Source organism: Yersinia sp. SCPM-O-B-9106 (C-191) (assembly GCF_026183365.1).
GTDB classification, from domain to species: Bacteria; Pseudomonadota; Gammaproteobacteria; order Enterobacterales; family Enterobacteriaceae; genus Yersinia; species Yersinia rochesterensis.
In genome coordinates this window covers 3,592,430-3,608,159 of record NZ_CP110791.1, presented here as the reverse complement: position 1 = coordinate 3,608,159, position 15,730 = coordinate 3,592,430, and the positions used below count along the sequence as shown (strand labels likewise).

Below are 15,730 nucleotides of genomic sequence, written 5' to 3'. Positions count from 1 at the left end.
ATGGCTAACGGGTTCCCCCTTTTTAACAGTCAATCCCGCTATGTGCTGGAAATCAATGACAGCGCGGTGACACCGGATGTGTTGCGTTTGCGGGGCCGCGAGGCGTTAAACACCCCTTTTTCCTGGAATATTGAATTCACCACGGCGCAGGCGAATATCGCCCCTGAACAAGTGCTGCTGAAATACGCCACGCTGCGGATGCGCAACGGCAAGGTGGTGCACGGTATTCTCACCCGGCTGGAGTGGCTTTCTACCTCCGCTGACCAGTCGCATTACCGCGTGACTCTCGAATCCCGTCTGGCGCTGCTTTCCCGCCGCCGGAACTGTGCCATTTTCCAAAACCAGTCGGTGCCGGAAGTGGTGGAGCAGGTGCTGCGCGACCACGGGCTGGAAGGGCCGGACTTTGAATTTCGTTTTGAGCGCACTTATCCGCCGCGTGAATTGATAACCCAGTGGCGGGAAACTGATTTGCAGTTTATCCAGCGGTTGTTGTCTGAGGTGGGCATCTGGTTTCGCTCTGAGATGCAGGCCGCGACAGAGCAAGAAACAGTGATATTTGCTGACAGCCAGCTTCACTACCAGTTTGACGTGCGGCTGCCCTACAGCGCGCCGTCCGGGCTTCATGACGGGGCCACAGAGTCCGTCTGGGGTGTGCGCAGTTGGCATCATGTGGTGACTGGCGGCGTCAATACCCGCGATGATAACTATCGGGCGTCCAGCACCCCACTGGATACTACCGTCAGTGTTCGTCACGATACAGTGACCACCGGCGAGCATTACCGCTACAGCGCGCCCTATCTCACCGCCGGCGAAGACAGTGACCCGGAGCCGGAGACCGAAAGTGGCGCATTTTATGCCCGGCTTTATCACGAGCGCGAACTGAATCAATCCGCCCGCATTCATTTGTTCAGCAATGCTTCCGGCCTGACACCGGGGATGGTGTTGGAGCCGCAGGGGGCGACCATTGAGGCGATGAAAGAGGGCGTGGTTATCACGCTCACCAGCTTCAGCGCTTCCCGCGATTCACGGCTGCACGTCTCGGTGTGGGGCATACCTTACAGTGAGCGTTACTGCTTCCGCCCGGCAGAAATCGTGCGTCCGACCATCCACGGCACCCTGCCGGCAAGGGTCGAGAGCCGCGAGAAAAATGACCTTTACGCCTGGCTGGATGAGACGGGCCGTTATCGGGTAAAACTGGATTTTGACCGCCACGACACGGCGTCTGGGTATGCTTATCTGTGGCTGCGCATGGCGAAACCCTATGCCGGTGAAACCTACGGCTGGCACACTCCGCTGATTGAGGGGGCTGAGGTGGCGCTGGCCTTTGGGCAGGGGGATATTGACCTGCCGTATATTGCGTATGCGCTGCATGATTCTGAACATCCTGACCACGTTAACCGCGATAATCACAGCCGCAACATTCTCCGGACGCCCGCCAACAACAAACTGCGGATGGAGGATAAGCGCGGCGAGGAGCACATCAAGCTCGCCACTGAATTTGGCAAAACCCAGTTGAACACCGGTCATCTGGTGGATGCGCAGGGCAAAGCACGCGGCACCGGTAGCGAGTTGCGAACCGATGAGTATGGCGCAATCCGCGCCCCCAAAGGGCTGTTTATCAGTGCCGACGGGCAACAGAAAGCCGCCGGAGAAGTGCTGGATATGGATGCCGCGCTGAAGGAAATCGACCACCTTCAGCAGCAGATTAAACAACTGGAAGCTGCGGCCGGGCAGGCCGAAGCACTGAAAGCGGATATTGACAGCCAGATGGCGATGTTTGCTCAGCGGCTGAAACCACTCAATGAAGTTATCCATTTTTCTGCGCCATTGGGCGTGGCCCTCACCAGCGGCGAAAATATACAGCTTACGGCCAGTGACAATGTGGTGATAAATGCCGGAGGCGATATCAGCGCGGGAGTGATGGGCAATATGAGGGTGCAGACCGGCGAGAAGCTGGGGTTATTTGCGCGCAGCGGGCAGTTGAGTCTGAAATCGGGCGAGGGGCCGGTTGAGATACAGGCGCAGAACGGCAACGCGCGGCTGTTTGCGGAGCAGACACTCAGCCTCACATCTGCCGATGACATGCTGTTTGCGGGCAAAAAGCGCATTACGCTCAATGGCGGCGGCAGCTACCTAAAAATAGAGGCCGGGAAAATTGAGTACGGCACCACAAGCCAGTATTTACGCAAAGTGAAAAGGACAGCGGCCACGGCGGTAAATACAAAGCAGCTCGAATTTCCATTTATGCCTGGTGCAACTGATAGCTATAAGCGGAGCTTCATTCTACTCGATGATAGGACTCTTCAGCCAATTGATGGGATCAGATATGTATTAAAATCATCTTTAGGAACCATAACAAAAGGGGTCACTGGTGATAGCGGACTCACGGGCTTTTTAAGTCATACTGAAGAGTCCGAGGTTGATCTGACTATCTTAGAACAAAATTCTTTAGTAATAGGGTAATATCTATGGCTGATTTAAAAGTCACATCTAAACTAACTGATGAGCAAGACAGCAAGCAGGTAATCCCCATTAAGGTTTTCAAAATCACAGATATTCCAACCGTAATGGATAGTATGGGGTGGACTGTTTCAGCAAGGTTTATGAGAAAGTGGTTCTATGATTCTTATTATGAAATGAGTAAAAAGGAGAAGTTGAACAAAGTTGATATGCAAAAAATAGATAAGAAACATATAGTTGACGATATTGATTTTGAATGGTTATACACTGCATCAAAAAGAGTTGGGCCAGTTATCGATAATTTCATTCGAAATATATCATATGTACGTGAATATAATGGCTATCTTGGAAGAAAAGAAGGAATAATGGATCAGCTAACAAACGGATTAATTGCTATCATCAGCCGTTTGGATCATATGGGGCTTGTGGATAGAAAAGATAAGACATTAAAAACACAATTCCTGGACTTTAGTGATTTGTCAGCAATAGAGTTGGATAAAAAGTCTCAATTTAATTATATTTCCATAGGAAGTACCTTGTGGGAAAAGGCTACCGATAAACTAGATGATATTTATGGTGCATTAGGCTCATTTATTGTAAAGGTTGCTTTTATGAATATGATAATAACAAAGGATAAAAGTGGCCTATTCCGATTGGAAATAAGTGAATTAGGCTTATATGTTAGAGATACATACGAATTTATGAATGATGGTGATGACCAACCGTTAGGTTATTGGGGGTGGGGTGGCGTCATAAAACCAAGTGTTGTAAGCGAGTTTCTAGGAAAAGAAAGTATAAAAGAAGATGATAAAAGCTATTATCGAGTAACAAATAACTCCTTCGTTAAGTACAGGGAAAAATACAAATCCGTCAATAGAACTGGAGATTTTTTTGTTTATTCAAAAATCAAAAAAATACCAGTGGATATTATTATTCATTTAAATGCTGTTGATATAGAAGAATACATTGCAAGGAGCAAATAAAATGCGTAATAAAATTAAAGTCACGCTTTTTATTTTTTTGTTTCCAATGCTTTTTATGACGATTGTTTTATTTTTAATTAAAGTTTTAGCATATAAGAATGCCACGCCAAGTTATAAATACTGGAATGAACCTAACTTGTGTTATTTTATAACTTACGTTCCAGACTATAAGCCTTATGGTGGGATAGGACGAGTTCTAAAGCTGTTTTCAAATCAATCATTTTTCATTGTCTATAATAAAGAAAATGAGAAGCTAAGAAGTTCCGCTTGGTATTTTTGGGAATATCAATTCTCAGATGAAATTGAACCAGAATGGTCCGGTATAGATGTTTTATATCCTTCAGATAATGGTTGGTCTGGCTGGACTCTTAATGAATGTAAACAGTAGATTAAATAATAATCTCAAGAGAGAAAAGATAGCCATACTTGTCAATTTTCTTGTTCATAAAGTCTGTGGCCTATCAACCTAATGATGAAATCCTCACCGGAAAAAGTCATTCAATTAATCCAGTAATTCTAGGGAAGCCAATAGATAAAAGTGAGCTAGAAAAATATGGGATATGGAATAAATAAAAATTTGTGTTCAAGGCCATTATAGCATTGATGGGATGCTTTGTTGTTTCTCCATTTCTGAAAACAAGGTTTTCATTAATAATGATAGTGTTGGTGTTTGTAATTATGTTTATCACATGGTGTGGCACAAATCCTCTTAGAGTAACATTAATGTTTTTATGTGGTTTTGTGGGGTATTTGTTTGTGATCCTAACTCTTACTGTTGTAAATAAAAAATACAAAAATAATAATATTAAAAATATAATAAATGAGTTGATTAAGAGTGATATATAAATTGGGGTTTAGTAAGGTCATGGTGTTTGGTATCAAAAATAAGTTTATATTAAAGCTAATAATCTTTGTTGTCTCAGCCATCATTATAATTGGCAGTTACAGTTTGGGTTCATTCTGGTGCCAATAAAGGAATAACATCATGGCTAACGGGTTCCCCCTTTTTAACAGTCAATCCCGCTATGTGCTGGAAATCAATGACAGCGCGGTGACACCGGATGTGTTGCGTTTGCGGGGCCGTGAGGCGTTAAACACCCCTTTTTCCTGGAATATTGAGTTCACCACGGCGCAGGCGAATATCGCCCCTGAACAGGTGTTGCTGAAGTACGCCACGCTGCGGATGCGCAACGGCAAGGTGGTGCACGGTATTCTCACCCGGCTGGAGTGGCTTTCTACCTCCGCCGACCAGTCGCATTACCGCGTGACTCTCGAATCCCGTCTGGCGCTGCTTTCCCGCCGCCGGAACTGTGCCATTTTCCAAAACCAGTCGGTGCCGGAAGTGGTGGAGCAGGTGCTGCGCGACCACGGGCTGGAAGGGCCGGACTTTGAATTTCGTTTTGAGCGCACTTATCCGTCGCGTGAATTGATAACCCAGTGGCGGGAAACTGATTTGCAGTTTATCCAGCGGTTGTTGTCTGAGGTGGGCATCTGGTTTCGCTCTGAGATGCAGGCCGCGACAGAGCAAGAAACAGTGATATTTGCTGACAGCCAGCTTCACTACCAGTTTGACGTGCGGCTGCCCTACAGCGCGCCGTCCGGGCTTCATGACGGGGCCACAGAGTCCGTCTGGGGTGTGCGCAGTTGGCATCATGTGGTGACTGGCGGCGTCAATACCCGCGATGATAACTATCGGGCGTCCAGCACCCCACTGGATACTACCGTCAGTGTTCGTCACGATACAGTGACCACCGGCGAGCATTACCGCTACAGCGCGCCCTATCTCACCGCCGGCGAAGACAGTGACCCGGAGCCGGAGACCGAAAGTGGCGCATTTTATGCCCGGCTTTATCACGAGCGCGAACTGAATCAATCCGCCCGCATTCATTTGTTCAGCAATGCTTCCGGCCTGACACCGGGGATGGTGTTGGAGCCGCAGGGGGCGACCATTGAGGCGATGAAAGAGGGCGTGGTTATCACGCTCACCAGCTTCAGCGCTTCCCGCGATTCACGGCTGCACGTCTCGGTGTGGGGCATACCTTACAGTGAGCGTTACTGCTTCCGCCCGGCAGAAATCGTGCGTCCGACCATCCACGGCACCCTGCCGGCAAGGGTCGAGAGCCGCGAGAAAAATGACCTTTACGCCTGGCTGGATGAGACGGGCCGTTATCGGGTAAAACTGGATTTTGACCGCCACGACACGGCGTCTGGGTATGCTTATCTGTGGCTGCGCATGGCGAAACCCTATGCCGGTGAAACCTACGGCTGGCACACTCCGCTGATTGAGGGGGCTGAGGTGGCGCTGGCCTTTGGGCAGGGGGATATTGACCTGCCGTATATTGCGTATGCGCTGCATGATTCTGAACATCCTGACCACGTTAACCGCGATAATCACAGCCGCAACATTCTCCGGACGCCCGCCAACAACAAACTGCGGATGGAGGATAAGCGCGGCGAGGAGCACATCAAGCTCGCCACTGAATTTGGCAAAACCCAGTTGAACACCGGTCATCTGGTGGATGCGCAGGGCAAAGCACGCGGCACCGGTAGCGAGTTGCGAACCGATGAGTATGGCGCAATCCGCGCCCCCAAAGGGCTGTTTATCAGTGCCGACGGGCAACAGAAAGCCGCCGGAGAAGTGCTGGATATGGATGCCGCGCTGAAGGAAATCGACCACCTTCAGCAGCAGATTAAACAACTGGAAGCTGCGGCCGGGCAGGCCGAAGCACTGAAAGCGGATATTGACAGCCAGATGGCGATGTTTGCTCAGCGGCTGAAACCACTCAATGAAGTTATCCATTTTTCTGCGCCATTGGGCGTGGCCCTCACCAGCGGCGAAAATATACAGCTTACGGCCAGTGACAATGTGGTGATAAATGCCGGAGGCGATATCAGCGCGGGAGTGATGGGCAATATGAGGGTGCAGACCGGCGAGAAGCTGGGGTTATTTGCGCGCAGCGGGCAGTTGAGTCTGAAATCGGGCGAGGGGCCGGTTGAGATACAGGCGCAGAACGGCAACGCGCGGCTGTTTGCGGAGCAGACACTCAGCCTCACATCTGCCGATGACATGCTGTTTGCGGGCAAAAAGCGCATTACGCTCAATGGCGGCGGCAGCTACCTAAAAATAGAGGCCGGGAAAATTGAGTACGGCACCGCAAGCCAGTATTTACGCAAAGTGAAAAGGACAGCGGCCACTCCCCCAAATACTCTGCCGCTCAATACGCCACTACTTCCCGGGCAATATCCCCCGCTTCAGGGGGAAGTCTGTATTGAATGTTTACTTAATGCCATAAAAGCGAATGATGCCATGGTGCAGGGAGCATAAAAGATGGATATAACGACGTTGCTTCAGTCCATTCCCGAGGCCGAAGAGTACCGAATATTCCTGTTGATCGAAGGTGGAGCGCAACGCCCTGAAACGTTTCAGACATTTTATGCGGCGCATTCGTTGGATTTATATTCACTATTTCTTCACCCACAACTTACTGATGCCAGAAATTACGGCCCGTGGTTGTTTGCTGTTGATGATAGAGAAAAATTGCCAAAATATATGGATGATACGCCCGGCATTGCTGGCGTTATCATTTCTTCTCGCTATCCCGATTCTCTGGCCGCGCAACTCTCATATGGCTGTACGATAATTCGCCCAGATAATACAACGGCACTGATACGATTTTATACCCGGCATGTGATTAGCCTGTTGGCGCAATGTGATAAGCAGGAATGGCACACCTTTCTGTTTCAGGACATTGTGCAGTGGTGGGCGCCCTCAGAAGAAGCATGGCAGCAAATCATTGTTAAGCCTTCAACAGTAGAAAATGCCAACGACCGCACACTCAGGCTAGATGAAGATATCTGGCAGCAGATTGCGGATAAACCGGCGGTCAGTAGTGTATTAACTCAGTGGCAGAAGATGCCCGCAAGCCAGCATTTTCCTCCTTGTGTACAGCGCGATATGGTGATTAAAGCGCTGGATAAAGCACAAATGGCAGGGATGACTGAGGGCATCGACAGCAAGCTATATGCGCTTTATTACCTCAATGGAGGCAAAAAAGTACTGGAGTCTGAAGAGATGCAGGTATCGCTGAGAAACGTGAGTGAGGGGAAAGTATTACTGGTACAAATTCTCAGTCATCACGCAGCCAGATAATTATTGGCAATGGGGAAAAGATGGATTTTTTTAACCGGCTGGAAAAAATTGACGGTGCTGTTAATCGCGGCTATGCCCGTTGGGGTAAATGGGTTTGGGGCAGCTTGCTGGCGATGGTGCTGGCATACGGCGGCTGGTTGGTCTGGGCATCTATATGGGGCCCACCGACTGGGCCAGTAACCTTGATTATTCATAGTGAAATTGACCGGCCTATTCTGGGATTTAGTGTTAATGGGGTGGCTGGAGCGAATGCTTTTGCTCACGGAGGTGGGGGGGCAACTTGTTGCGGCAGTATAAGTGGCAACAAGGCGGAAGTTATTTGGACGCTTGATATTACCCATGAGCAGTATCTTAAAGGCATGCGCCTTGAAACGCGCCGTGTTGATATGCCGCTCCCTGAAAGGAAATGGGGTGAGAATGATTTACACGTTCATTTTTTACCCGGTGATAAAGTCCTACTGGGCTGGAGTGATAATGCATGGTCGCCGTATGAAGAACATTCTGATACTTCCAGTAAAGTTACAAAGTAGGAGCATTAAATAATGGACATTGAAAGCCTTATTGCGGCCGCAAATCGTGCTCAACAGGCAGGGTCGAAAGATATGCAATTATCATTACAGAAAATAACGGTGTGGGAAGCATCATCTACATTGATTCTGTCTAAATACTCCGGCTAATCAATATTGAGAATGAGAAAAAATAATGGGATTTTTTAACCGGCTGGAAAAAATTGACGGTGCTGTTAATCGCGGCTATGCCCGTTGGGGTAAATGGGTTTGGGGCAGCTTGCTGGCGATGGTGCTGGCATACGGCGGCTGGTTGGTATGGGCATCTATATGGGGCCCACCGACTGGGCCAGTAACCTTGATTATTCATAGTGAAATTGACCGGCCTATTCTGGGATTTAGTGTTAATGGTGTGGCTGGATCGAATGCTTTTGCTCACGGAGGTGGGGGGGCAACTTGTTGCGGCAGTATAAGTGACAACAAGGCGGAAGTTATTTGGACTCTGGATATTACCCATGAGCAGTATCTTAAAGGCATGCGCCTTGAAACGCGCCGTGTTGATATGCCTTTACCGGAACGTAAGTGGGAAGAGAACTATCTACATGTCTATTTTCTACCGGGAGATAACGTCCGTTTGTGGTGGGGAACAGGGTTTATTCATCCAAAAGTAGGAGAACTTCCGGATACGGCAAAATATGCGAACTTACAGGAACAATAATCATGGATATTGAAAGCCTTGCTGCGGCCGCAAACCGTGCTCAACAGGCTGATGATGCTGGACTGGGAAACTGCTCTCGAACTTGGCATCTAGGTTTCTTTTTTGACGGCGTTCATCGCAATATTGAGCAGGATGCCCCAGAGCAACGTCTCAGTAACGTGGCGCGCTTATTCAGGGCATATCCTGATGAGATACAAGATTCATCCTCAAATAGTTATTCTAAGTTTTACATCTCTGGACTTGGTACACCCTTTCATGAAAACCTGATTGCAAAACTTCATACCATAATGGATGGTGCAGAGAGCAGTGCGCTGGATGATTTAAAAAATCAGCCAGGTGAAATGGTGAAAGATGCCGGAATGGAATTACTGAAAGGTGGCAATTGGTGGGAAATTCTAAAAGACTCAGGGAAAAAGTTAATCAACCCCACAGAGTGGAAAAAACTGGTTGGTGATACGGCTAAAAATGCAGTAAAGAAAGCCAGCATCGAAGCCACACCTTGGTTGCGTGATAACCCCACCATTGCGGACATGCTGGTCACTGGTGTTGATACCCGAATAACTTCTACTAAAACTACTTTTGAAGAAGCCTTCAAAGAAGCTAAAGTTAAGAGTCAGGTACCCATCAAGTTGATCTCTATTTCATTATTTGGCTTTGATCTTGGTGCAACCCTTGCACGTAAATTTATCGATACTCTGCTTGGTGATATTTGCCAGAAGCAGGGAGATAAATACTTTTACCAAAATATTCCCGTAGAGATTATTTTTACCGGTTTGTTTGATTGCGCCCGTCATACACCCGCTAGCAGCGACAACGGTGTGGACTGGTTTGTTTCCGCGTTTGGCGGGCCGGTAAGAGGGGTCAGTATTCTGTTGGGTGATAAATCCATTGATCAACATTCTGCGCTACCCGAAGCGGTGAAAAGTGCCCTTCATTTGGTTGCGGCGCATGAAACACGGGTTTGGCGTTGTCTCTATCGTCTGGGCGGAAACAAGGAAACGCATCGGGAAGAATTACTGCCTGGTTGCTCTGAGGATGTGGGTGGCGGCCTGAAACCGAATGAACAAAAACCGAGTGCGGAACTGTGCAGAGTCGCGCTACACCGCATGTACCGCGCAGCAACTATGGCTGGTGTTCCCTTTCCAGACTTTCAGACCTTACAGGCGTATTCTGAAACAGTTGCCGGCTACTTCATCATGCAAGATAGCGTCAATAACAAGTCTGTCGCACAGTGGACAAAAATCTACCAGCAAGCTGTGCCTTATAAAAAGCTCAGTGTTGCCGCGCAGAACTACCATCTTGACAGCTACATTGACTGGCTGGGGAAACAATTTTATCAATACCGCAGTGAATGTATGAAGTATGAGGAACAGCGTGAACAGGTGATGGCTTCAGCTGGTGCCTCTGCGGGAATGTTAGGTATTACACCGCAAGCGCAGAGGATCGCCGATCAGTTTAGGACTGAACGCGATACTCTGAAAAAAAATTGGGGCTGGCTGGATGATGTTCACAGCGCTGCTGTGGGGATAAAAAACAGTATAGAAACGAACCCTAATGACAAACGGCGCTATATTGTGCCTGATGTATATGAGCCGGGTTTAAGAAGGGCGAAAAGATTTCTGCAATATGCTCATGCTGCCTATCAGGGGGTGACCCCGCCATTGTCTGATGACAATGCTCCCCCAGAAATGTTTGCCTGGTTTGTTCACAATGTACAAACTGTGGACCAAGGTGCTCACATTTCGCAGGATTTCTTTGTGATTCGTTCGATGGAAATGCCCTCAGTCTGAGTATGACTCTGCATAAAGACGCGGTTGCTTGCTATTAGGGTACATAGCTAATTGATCTAATCATGCAGGGAAGGCCAATAGATAAAAATGAGTTATATAAAGATGGTGTTTGGCATCAAAAATAAATTTATTTTAAAGCTAATAATCTTTGTTATCTCAGTCATCATTATGTTTGGTAGTTACAATTTTGGCTCAGTTTTGTACATGAGTATGTTCGATATTGCTTCTCACCGAAGTGTTGGAATGATATTTATATATTTCTATTTTTTATTGATTGCCTCTCCTGTTTTATTTGTAACTTTATTCACAAACTTTAGGGTTGGTTTTGCGATTTTATTTTGTGTAATATGCTATTTATTCTTTGAATGGTACTCATTGCACCCTCTTCGAGTTATATTAATGGGGGTTAGTGTAGTAAATGGATATATTTTCATTTTGGCGGCTAAGAAAGTGTTGGATATGGAATAAATAAAATCTTTGTGTTCAAGGTCATCATAGCATTAATGGCGTGCTTTGTTGTTTTCTCCATCCATCAACTAGGTCATGAATGGTATATGGGCCATTTTAAACCCCAGAGCAGGGGGGTGACGTTAGGTTTTGTTATGTTTTATATGAATTTTATAGTAATGCCTGCTGTGTTTATTTCACCATTTCTGAAAGCAAGGTTTTCATTAGTAATGATAGTGTCGGTATTTGTAATTATGTTTACCACATGGTACGGCACAAATCCTCTCAGAGTAACATTAATGTTCCTATCTGGTTTTATAGGGTATTTATTTGTGATCCTAGGTCTTACTATTGTAAATAAAATTCACGACAAGAAAATAATAGTTAGAAATATTGAGCCACATTAAGTAGAAGTGATACCCAGTATGGACTTAGTTAAATATAGCATCTGCAACTAAAAACAAAATTATTTTAAATCTAGAATTTTGTAGCGGCAATGATTTTTGTGATTACTGCTATGGCTTATATTCGGCTTTGTACAATAGTACTCTAGATATTATCTTTCACAAGGTTGCGGGTGATATTTGTTTTTTCTATTTCATTGGCTGCTAATTATGTTTGGCCTGTAAGCTTTGTTGCAATACTTATAATTGGTTTGTTTTTTGAATGGTAGGCTATTTATTTATTTATTTATTTATTTATTTATTTATTTATTTATTTATTTATTGGTAATAACATTAATTACACCCTGTTAGGGTTATCCCTATAGAGGAAATATTAATGATTAGATGTATTTTTGTGATTGGCTCTTTATCCTTTTTTATATTAAGTTAAATTATATTGGGTGTAATTTACTGCTAGATTTTCTTATTTTGAGTTTTATGATGACGTGTTCTTACTTAAAAATAATGACAGTGATGAGTTACTTTCTATAAGTTTAGTTAGTTACTATCTTGTTGTACTGATAATGATGGACGTAATATATTTTCAGTCAGGTAAATAAATGGACCAAAACTCCCCCTCTCTGTATGAAATCCTCACCGGTAACTTCAGCGGTGATTTACCACTCAATATCGTGAGTGAAGAAGAACAGGTCATATTATCGGTATTGGATAATATCCAGCGGATACTCAATTCCCGGGCTGGAACCATTTCTCATTTATCTGATTTCGGGCTTCCGGATATGACTAAAATATTGCAAGGCATGCCGGGGACCTCTCATCAGTTAATTGATACCCTCTCAGATGTGTTGCTGAAATACGAGCCGCGGCTAAAAAGTTTACAGGTGTTTTTATTGCCGCAGACCGCGCCGGGGCATTTGGAATACGGCATTGAGGCCGAGCTGAAAGGGCTGGGGCTAGTGCGGTATGGCACGGCGTTTATGCCAGAAGGCCGGGTGCTGATGCGCCATCTTAAGCAACAACACTACCTCGATCCGAGGGAGTCGTTTTAATGTTTTATCAGGGAAGACAAACTATGGCACCGAATACCGAGCGTACGTTGAAAACTGGCGGTGATCCCCGCCATTTTGCTGAATTCAGCGCCTTACGTGACGAAATTGGCAAGTTACATCATCCCGCCCGCCCCGATGTTGACTGGGCGCGGGTTGAGCAGCTTTGTTTAGCCCTGTTCCGCCAAAACGGCGTTGAGTTGCAGACCACGGTAGATTTTACCCTGGCGCGAACTCATATTGCCGGGCTAGCAGGATTATGTGAAGGGCTGGAGCTGCTGGCGGGCTTGCTATCTCATCAATGGAGCGCATTGTGGCCACCGCAAACTCATGCCCGAGTAGCGTTACTGGCTTGGTTGAGTGACCGATTACAGCAAGTCTGGCGCACCATGACACTGTGCTATGGCGACCTAGCTCAGGTGTATCGGGCTGAACGTGCGCTGGAGCAACTGTGTACTCAACTACAAACTTTAGAACTCAAGCATTTGAGTAAATTAGATGGTGTTCGCCTGATGTTGCATAACGCAGCATTGCGTCTGGAAAGTGCCGAGGCGAGTTCTGATACGCCAGACCGGTTGACGGTTCCGGCGCGACACGCGGATATCTCTGAACCACAAATGCAGCCCACATTGTCATCTGCCGCAGTCAGTGAGCCAGAGCCACTGGTTTATATTGTCAACGAACCGGCTCCACCGAGTGTTCAGGTGGTATTGTCCGCACCGCCGTCGCCGCCACCTCCGCGCTGGAAGGCTGGGCAGGGTTTTGTTGCCGGGTTATCGCTGATGGCGGTGTTAATGGCGGGCAGTTTTGCTATCTGGCAGTTATGGTCATCCGCTCCGCTGGAAGAGGCATTGTTAGCTCGCGCTGCGCCTTTACCTGCACCGTTAACAACTAAATCAATGGATGAACTGAAGAATCAGGCCTCAGATATCGAGTGGGCGCGGCTGGCGGAACCCGTGTTGCAGGCCAGTGCAGCGCAATTGGATCAGCTGGCACATTTACCACCTTTATGGGCGCAGGGGCAGGGTGATGCACTATTAGCGCAGGCGCAACAGCTGTGGCCTGCTAATCCAGAGGTCAAACGGTTGAGTACCTTCTGGCAACAGCAAAGAGAGAGTGGGGCTGCCCCATTGGTGGAGCTGAAACATTACGCGCTGGCGCAAGACCGCTTGCAGCAGTTGGCTGAGCGTCTGAACAGTTTGGATGAGAAAAAACGTGGATATATGACTGTCTCTGAACTGAAATCTGCCGTCTATGCTATCCAGCAGCCGCTAACACAGACTGTGCCACTGGAAGAGTTGTTGCGGCAGTATCAGGAGCAGTTAGAGTCAGGGCAAACTCCGCCATTGGCACTGAGCCAACAGATAGACAGCCGGTTTACCCAACTTCTGAACCGGTATGCATTGCTGGCACAGCCCTCTAACGCGCAGTGAATATTCATTAATGTGGGAAATAACTGTCTCGAATTGACAAATAAGAGGCCGGTTTTATTTAGCATATTATTAAAATAATTAGCTTAGTATTTTCGTGTGTTACCACTAGAACCGGCTACGCTTAGATTAATAATATGTCACGCAACGCTCTGATATTAGGTTTTAAAATAGTCCCCTCGACTGAGTAGTCTATGGAGCATTGGCCCTATCTGTGACCTTAGGGCCTTTTCCTTTAATATAAAACTTGTGCTGTACTGCGGCGAAAAATTTCAGTGTGATTGAAGGCGCAAGGTTTTTTCTGGTCTGAAGTCACTGATCAGTAACGACATGTCCGGCATGTAGGTTCGGTGTCATAATCGAAGTGCGATGAGTCTAGCAAGGTAAAGCCGAATGATTGTCCTTTAATGGAGAAGCTTTCCGCGATGACTCATCCGCAGGAATTGAGCATTTATCGCCGAATATCGTGGTTTACCGGTCAACGCAATCTCTTTATGTGGTCGCAGCAGGCAGCATCTGATGCTTTCTCGTTACCGTGTGGACTGTGGCTCGGGGATTTACTTTCAGCGAATGCCCCCTGAACCGGTGCGCCAATTTCTTCAGCTGTTTGTCCGTGAAACCAGCTACAGCGGCCAAGTGGGCTTTGACTTTATCGAAGACAGTGACGGTCATTTTCATGTGTTGGAATGCAATCCATGGGCCATCAGCGGTGTTCATTTGTTCGATAATCAGCACCGGTCATTGGTTCAGCTTATGCAACCGCCCGGTGCTTTCTACTTCTTAGCGTAATTTATGCGCCAATTCTGCCACATTGGCATACATTTTTTTGCGAATATCGAATGTGGGTAAAACGTCTTGTAACATGATTTCATTAACGCCTGTCTGCTCTATCATATTACTCAGTTTTGCATATACCTGCTCTTTGTCACCAATGACATACATTGGCCAAGGCGAAGTTTCTGCAGGCCATATTCCTCCTGCATCAGCAATTGCCTCATCTATTGTTGGCATAGTAAGAGGCATAATATTAAGGTTTCTGCGTTGATGGAATATATGGCGCATCGGCATCGCCATTTTTTCTGCTTCTTCTTGAGTATCTGCAACGATTAATCGAATAGCGAGTAAATCTTTTGGTTTACTGGCAGTGCTATATTTCATCGTGTGTTGATAATTTTGACGATAAGTCGCAATACTATTTACCGCTTTTTCTGGTTGATGGAACGCACTACAAGCAAGGTTAATACCAAGGCTTGCGGCTCTTTTAGCACTATATTCGGACACTACTAGCGCCCAAATATTGTCATAATTAGATTCATCTCGCATTATCGGGATGGTTGAGAACGGATTATCAGCTTCAAAATCATTAGCTAACCAGCGTATTAATTCATCCATTGCTTGGTCAGGATTATAATTAGTTTCAGATACACGATTTGCTTGCAGAGCAAAGTCTTGTAATTGACCTGATGACGATTGCCCAATACCAAAATCTACTCTATCAGGATAGAGTGCATTTAAGCTTTTGATTATCTGAGCAACTTTATAAGGGCTGTAATTGTTAAGTAAAAAGCCACCCACCCCAACGTTAATTTTTTTTGTTTGGCTTAAAATTGCTGATGCAAGAATCTCGGGTGATGGTGTCGCTTCATAATGCACACCATGATGCTCGACAATCCAATAACGAGCAAAATCGAGAGATTCGACATATTTAGCCAAATCAATAGAACTCTGTAGTGCTTTTGCTGACGTTGAATTAGGTTCAATGATCACAGGATCTAAAATCGAAAATTTCATAATTT

13 protein-coding genes and 2 pseudogenes are annotated in these 15,730 nt (G+C 46.5%); 13 read left to right on the top strand and 2 right to left on the bottom strand.

Annotated elements, in window-relative coordinates:
- The 11 genes from OP863_RS16475 to OP863_RS16425 all read left to right on the top strand — a co-directional run bounded on the left by OP863_RS16475 (position 1) and on the right by OP863_RS16425 (position 13,937).
- Positions 1 to 2,463, top strand: coding sequence for a type VI secretion system Vgr family protein (locus OP863_RS16475; protein WP_265525600.1), 2,463 nt, complete (start codon positions 1 to 3; stop codon positions 2,461 to 2,463).
- A gap of 5 nt (positions 2,464 to 2,468) precedes the next feature.
- Positions 2,469 to 3,443: a DUF6402 family protein gene (locus OP863_RS16470; RefSeq protein ID WP_265525599.1), complete on the top strand. Its 975-nt coding sequence runs from the start codon at positions 2,469 to 2,471 to the stop codon at positions 3,441 to 3,443.
- Between the two features lies 1 nt (position 3,444).
- Positions 3,445 to 3,831 (top strand): hypothetical protein, encoded by a 387-nt coding sequence (locus tag OP863_RS16465; RefSeq protein ID WP_265525598.1) that lies wholly within the window; start codon positions 3,445 to 3,447, stop codon positions 3,829 to 3,831.
- Between the two features lie 597 nt (positions 3,832 to 4,428).
- The gene (locus OP863_RS16460; RefSeq protein ID WP_265525597.1) at positions 4,429 to 6,768 is read left to right on the top strand and encodes a type VI secretion system Vgr family protein; all 2,340 of its coding nucleotides are present in this window, start codon (positions 4,429 to 4,431) and stop codon (positions 6,766 to 6,768) included.
- Between the two features lie 3 nt (positions 6,769 to 6,771).
- Positions 6,772 to 7,593, top strand: coding sequence for a DUF4123 domain-containing protein (locus OP863_RS16455; protein ID WP_145588999.1), 822 nt, complete (start codon positions 6,772 to 6,774; stop codon positions 7,591 to 7,593).
- Between the two features lie 20 nt (positions 7,594 to 7,613).
- A complete protein-coding gene (locus OP863_RS16450; RefSeq protein WP_265525596.1) occupies positions 7,614 to 8,123 on the top strand; it encodes a DUF3304 domain-containing protein in 510 nt (169 codons plus the stop codon).
- A gap of 12 nt (positions 8,124 to 8,135) precedes the next feature.
- On the top strand, positions 8,136 to 8,270 hold the full coding sequence (locus tag OP863_RS16445) for a hypothetical protein (RefSeq protein ID WP_265525595.1): 135 nt from the start codon (positions 8,136 to 8,138) through the stop codon (positions 8,268 to 8,270).
- Between the two features lie 25 nt (positions 8,271 to 8,295).
- Positions 8,296 to 8,817, top strand: coding sequence for a DUF3304 domain-containing protein (locus tag OP863_RS16440; protein ID WP_265525594.1), 522 nt, complete (start codon positions 8,296 to 8,298; stop codon positions 8,815 to 8,817).
- Between the two features lie 2 nt (positions 8,818 to 8,819).
- Positions 8,820 to 10,607, top strand: coding sequence for a phospholipase effector Tle1 domain-containing protein (locus OP863_RS16435; protein WP_265525593.1), 1,788 nt, complete (start codon positions 8,820 to 8,822; stop codon positions 10,605 to 10,607).
- A 1,450-nt stretch (positions 10,608 to 12,057) separates the two neighbouring features.
- Positions 12,058 to 12,507 carry a type VI secretion system baseplate subunit TssE gene (gene tssE / locus OP863_RS16430; RefSeq protein WP_265525592.1) on the top strand — a complete coding sequence of 150 codons (450 nt, stop codon included), beginning with the start codon at positions 12,058 to 12,060 and terminating at the stop codon, positions 12,505 to 12,507.
- Positions 12,508 to 12,530: 23 nt separating this feature from the next.
- Positions 12,531 to 13,937 carry a VasL domain-containing protein gene (locus OP863_RS16425; RefSeq protein WP_265525591.1) on the top strand — a complete coding sequence of 469 codons (1,407 nt, stop codon included), beginning with the start codon at positions 12,531 to 12,533 and terminating at the stop codon, positions 13,935 to 13,937.
- A 207-nt stretch (positions 13,938 to 14,144) separates the two neighbouring features.
- Here the strand turns inward: OP863_RS16425 and OP863_RS16420 are convergent.
- Positions 14,145 to 14,343, bottom strand: a pseudogene (locus OP863_RS16420) (DsbA family protein); the annotation flags it as partial.
- A 10-nt stretch (positions 14,344 to 14,353) separates the two neighbouring features.
- Between OP863_RS16420 and OP863_RS16415 the strand changes: the two are divergent.
- Positions 14,354 to 14,470, top strand: a pseudogene (locus tag OP863_RS16415) (LysR family transcriptional regulator); the annotation flags it as partial.
- A complete protein-coding gene (locus OP863_RS16410) occupies positions 14,454 to 14,723 on the top strand; it encodes a hypothetical protein (RefSeq protein WP_186368310.1) in 270 nt (89 codons plus the stop codon). The pseudogene OP863_RS16415 and the gene OP863_RS16410, both read left to right, overlap by 17 nt.
- Here the strand turns inward: OP863_RS16410 and OP863_RS16405 are convergent.
- Positions 14,715 to 15,725, bottom strand: a complete 1,011-nt coding sequence (locus OP863_RS16405; RefSeq protein WP_145591548.1) for an MsnO8 family LLM class oxidoreductase — start codon at positions 15,723 to 15,725, stop codon at positions 14,715 to 14,717. The two genes, OP863_RS16410 and OP863_RS16405, sit on opposite strands and share 9 nt — an antisense overlap.
- Positions 15,726 to 15,730 lie beyond the last annotated feature (5 nt).

Excerpts from the sequence above, each read along its gene's own strand:
- OP863_RS16475 (WP_265525600.1), top strand. The coding sequence starts at position 1 with ATGGCTAACGGGTTCCCCCTTTTTAACAGTCAATCCCGCTATGTGCTG.
- OP863_RS16470 (WP_265525599.1), top strand. The coding sequence starts at position 2,469 with ATGGCTGATTTAAAAGTCACATCTAAACTAACTGATGAGCAAGACAGC.
- OP863_RS16465 (WP_265525598.1), top strand. The coding sequence starts at position 3,445 with ATGCGTAATAAAATTAAAGTCACGCTTTTTATTTTTTTGTTTCCAATG.
- OP863_RS16460 (WP_265525597.1), top strand. The coding sequence starts at position 4,429 with ATGGCTAACGGGTTCCCCCTTTTTAACAGTCAATCCCGCTATGTGCTG.
- OP863_RS16455 (WP_145588999.1), top strand. The coding sequence starts at position 6,772 with ATGGATATAACGACGTTGCTTCAGTCCATTCCCGAGGCCGAAGAGTAC.
- OP863_RS16450 (WP_265525596.1), top strand. The coding sequence starts at position 7,614 with ATGGATTTTTTTAACCGGCTGGAAAAAATTGACGGTGCTGTTAATCGC.
- OP863_RS16445 (WP_265525595.1), top strand. The coding sequence starts at position 8,136 with ATGGACATTGAAAGCCTTATTGCGGCCGCAAATCGTGCTCAACAGGCA.
- OP863_RS16440 (WP_265525594.1), top strand. The coding sequence starts at position 8,296 with ATGGGATTTTTTAACCGGCTGGAAAAAATTGACGGTGCTGTTAATCGC.
- OP863_RS16435 (WP_265525593.1), top strand. The coding sequence starts at position 8,820 with ATGGATATTGAAAGCCTTGCTGCGGCCGCAAACCGTGCTCAACAGGCT.
- tssE (WP_265525592.1), top strand. The coding sequence starts at position 12,058 with ATGGACCAAAACTCCCCCTCTCTGTATGAAATCCTCACCGGTAACTTC.
- OP863_RS16425 (WP_265525591.1), top strand. The coding sequence starts at position 12,531 with ATGGCACCGAATACCGAGCGTACGTTGAAAACTGGCGGTGATCCCCGC.
- OP863_RS16410 (WP_186368310.1), top strand. The coding sequence starts at position 14,454 with ATGCTTTCTCGTTACCGTGTGGACTGTGGCTCGGGGATTTACTTTCAG.
- OP863_RS16405 (WP_145591548.1), bottom strand. The coding sequence starts at position 15,725 with ATGAAATTTTCGATTTTAGATCCTGTGATCATTGAACCTAATTCAACG.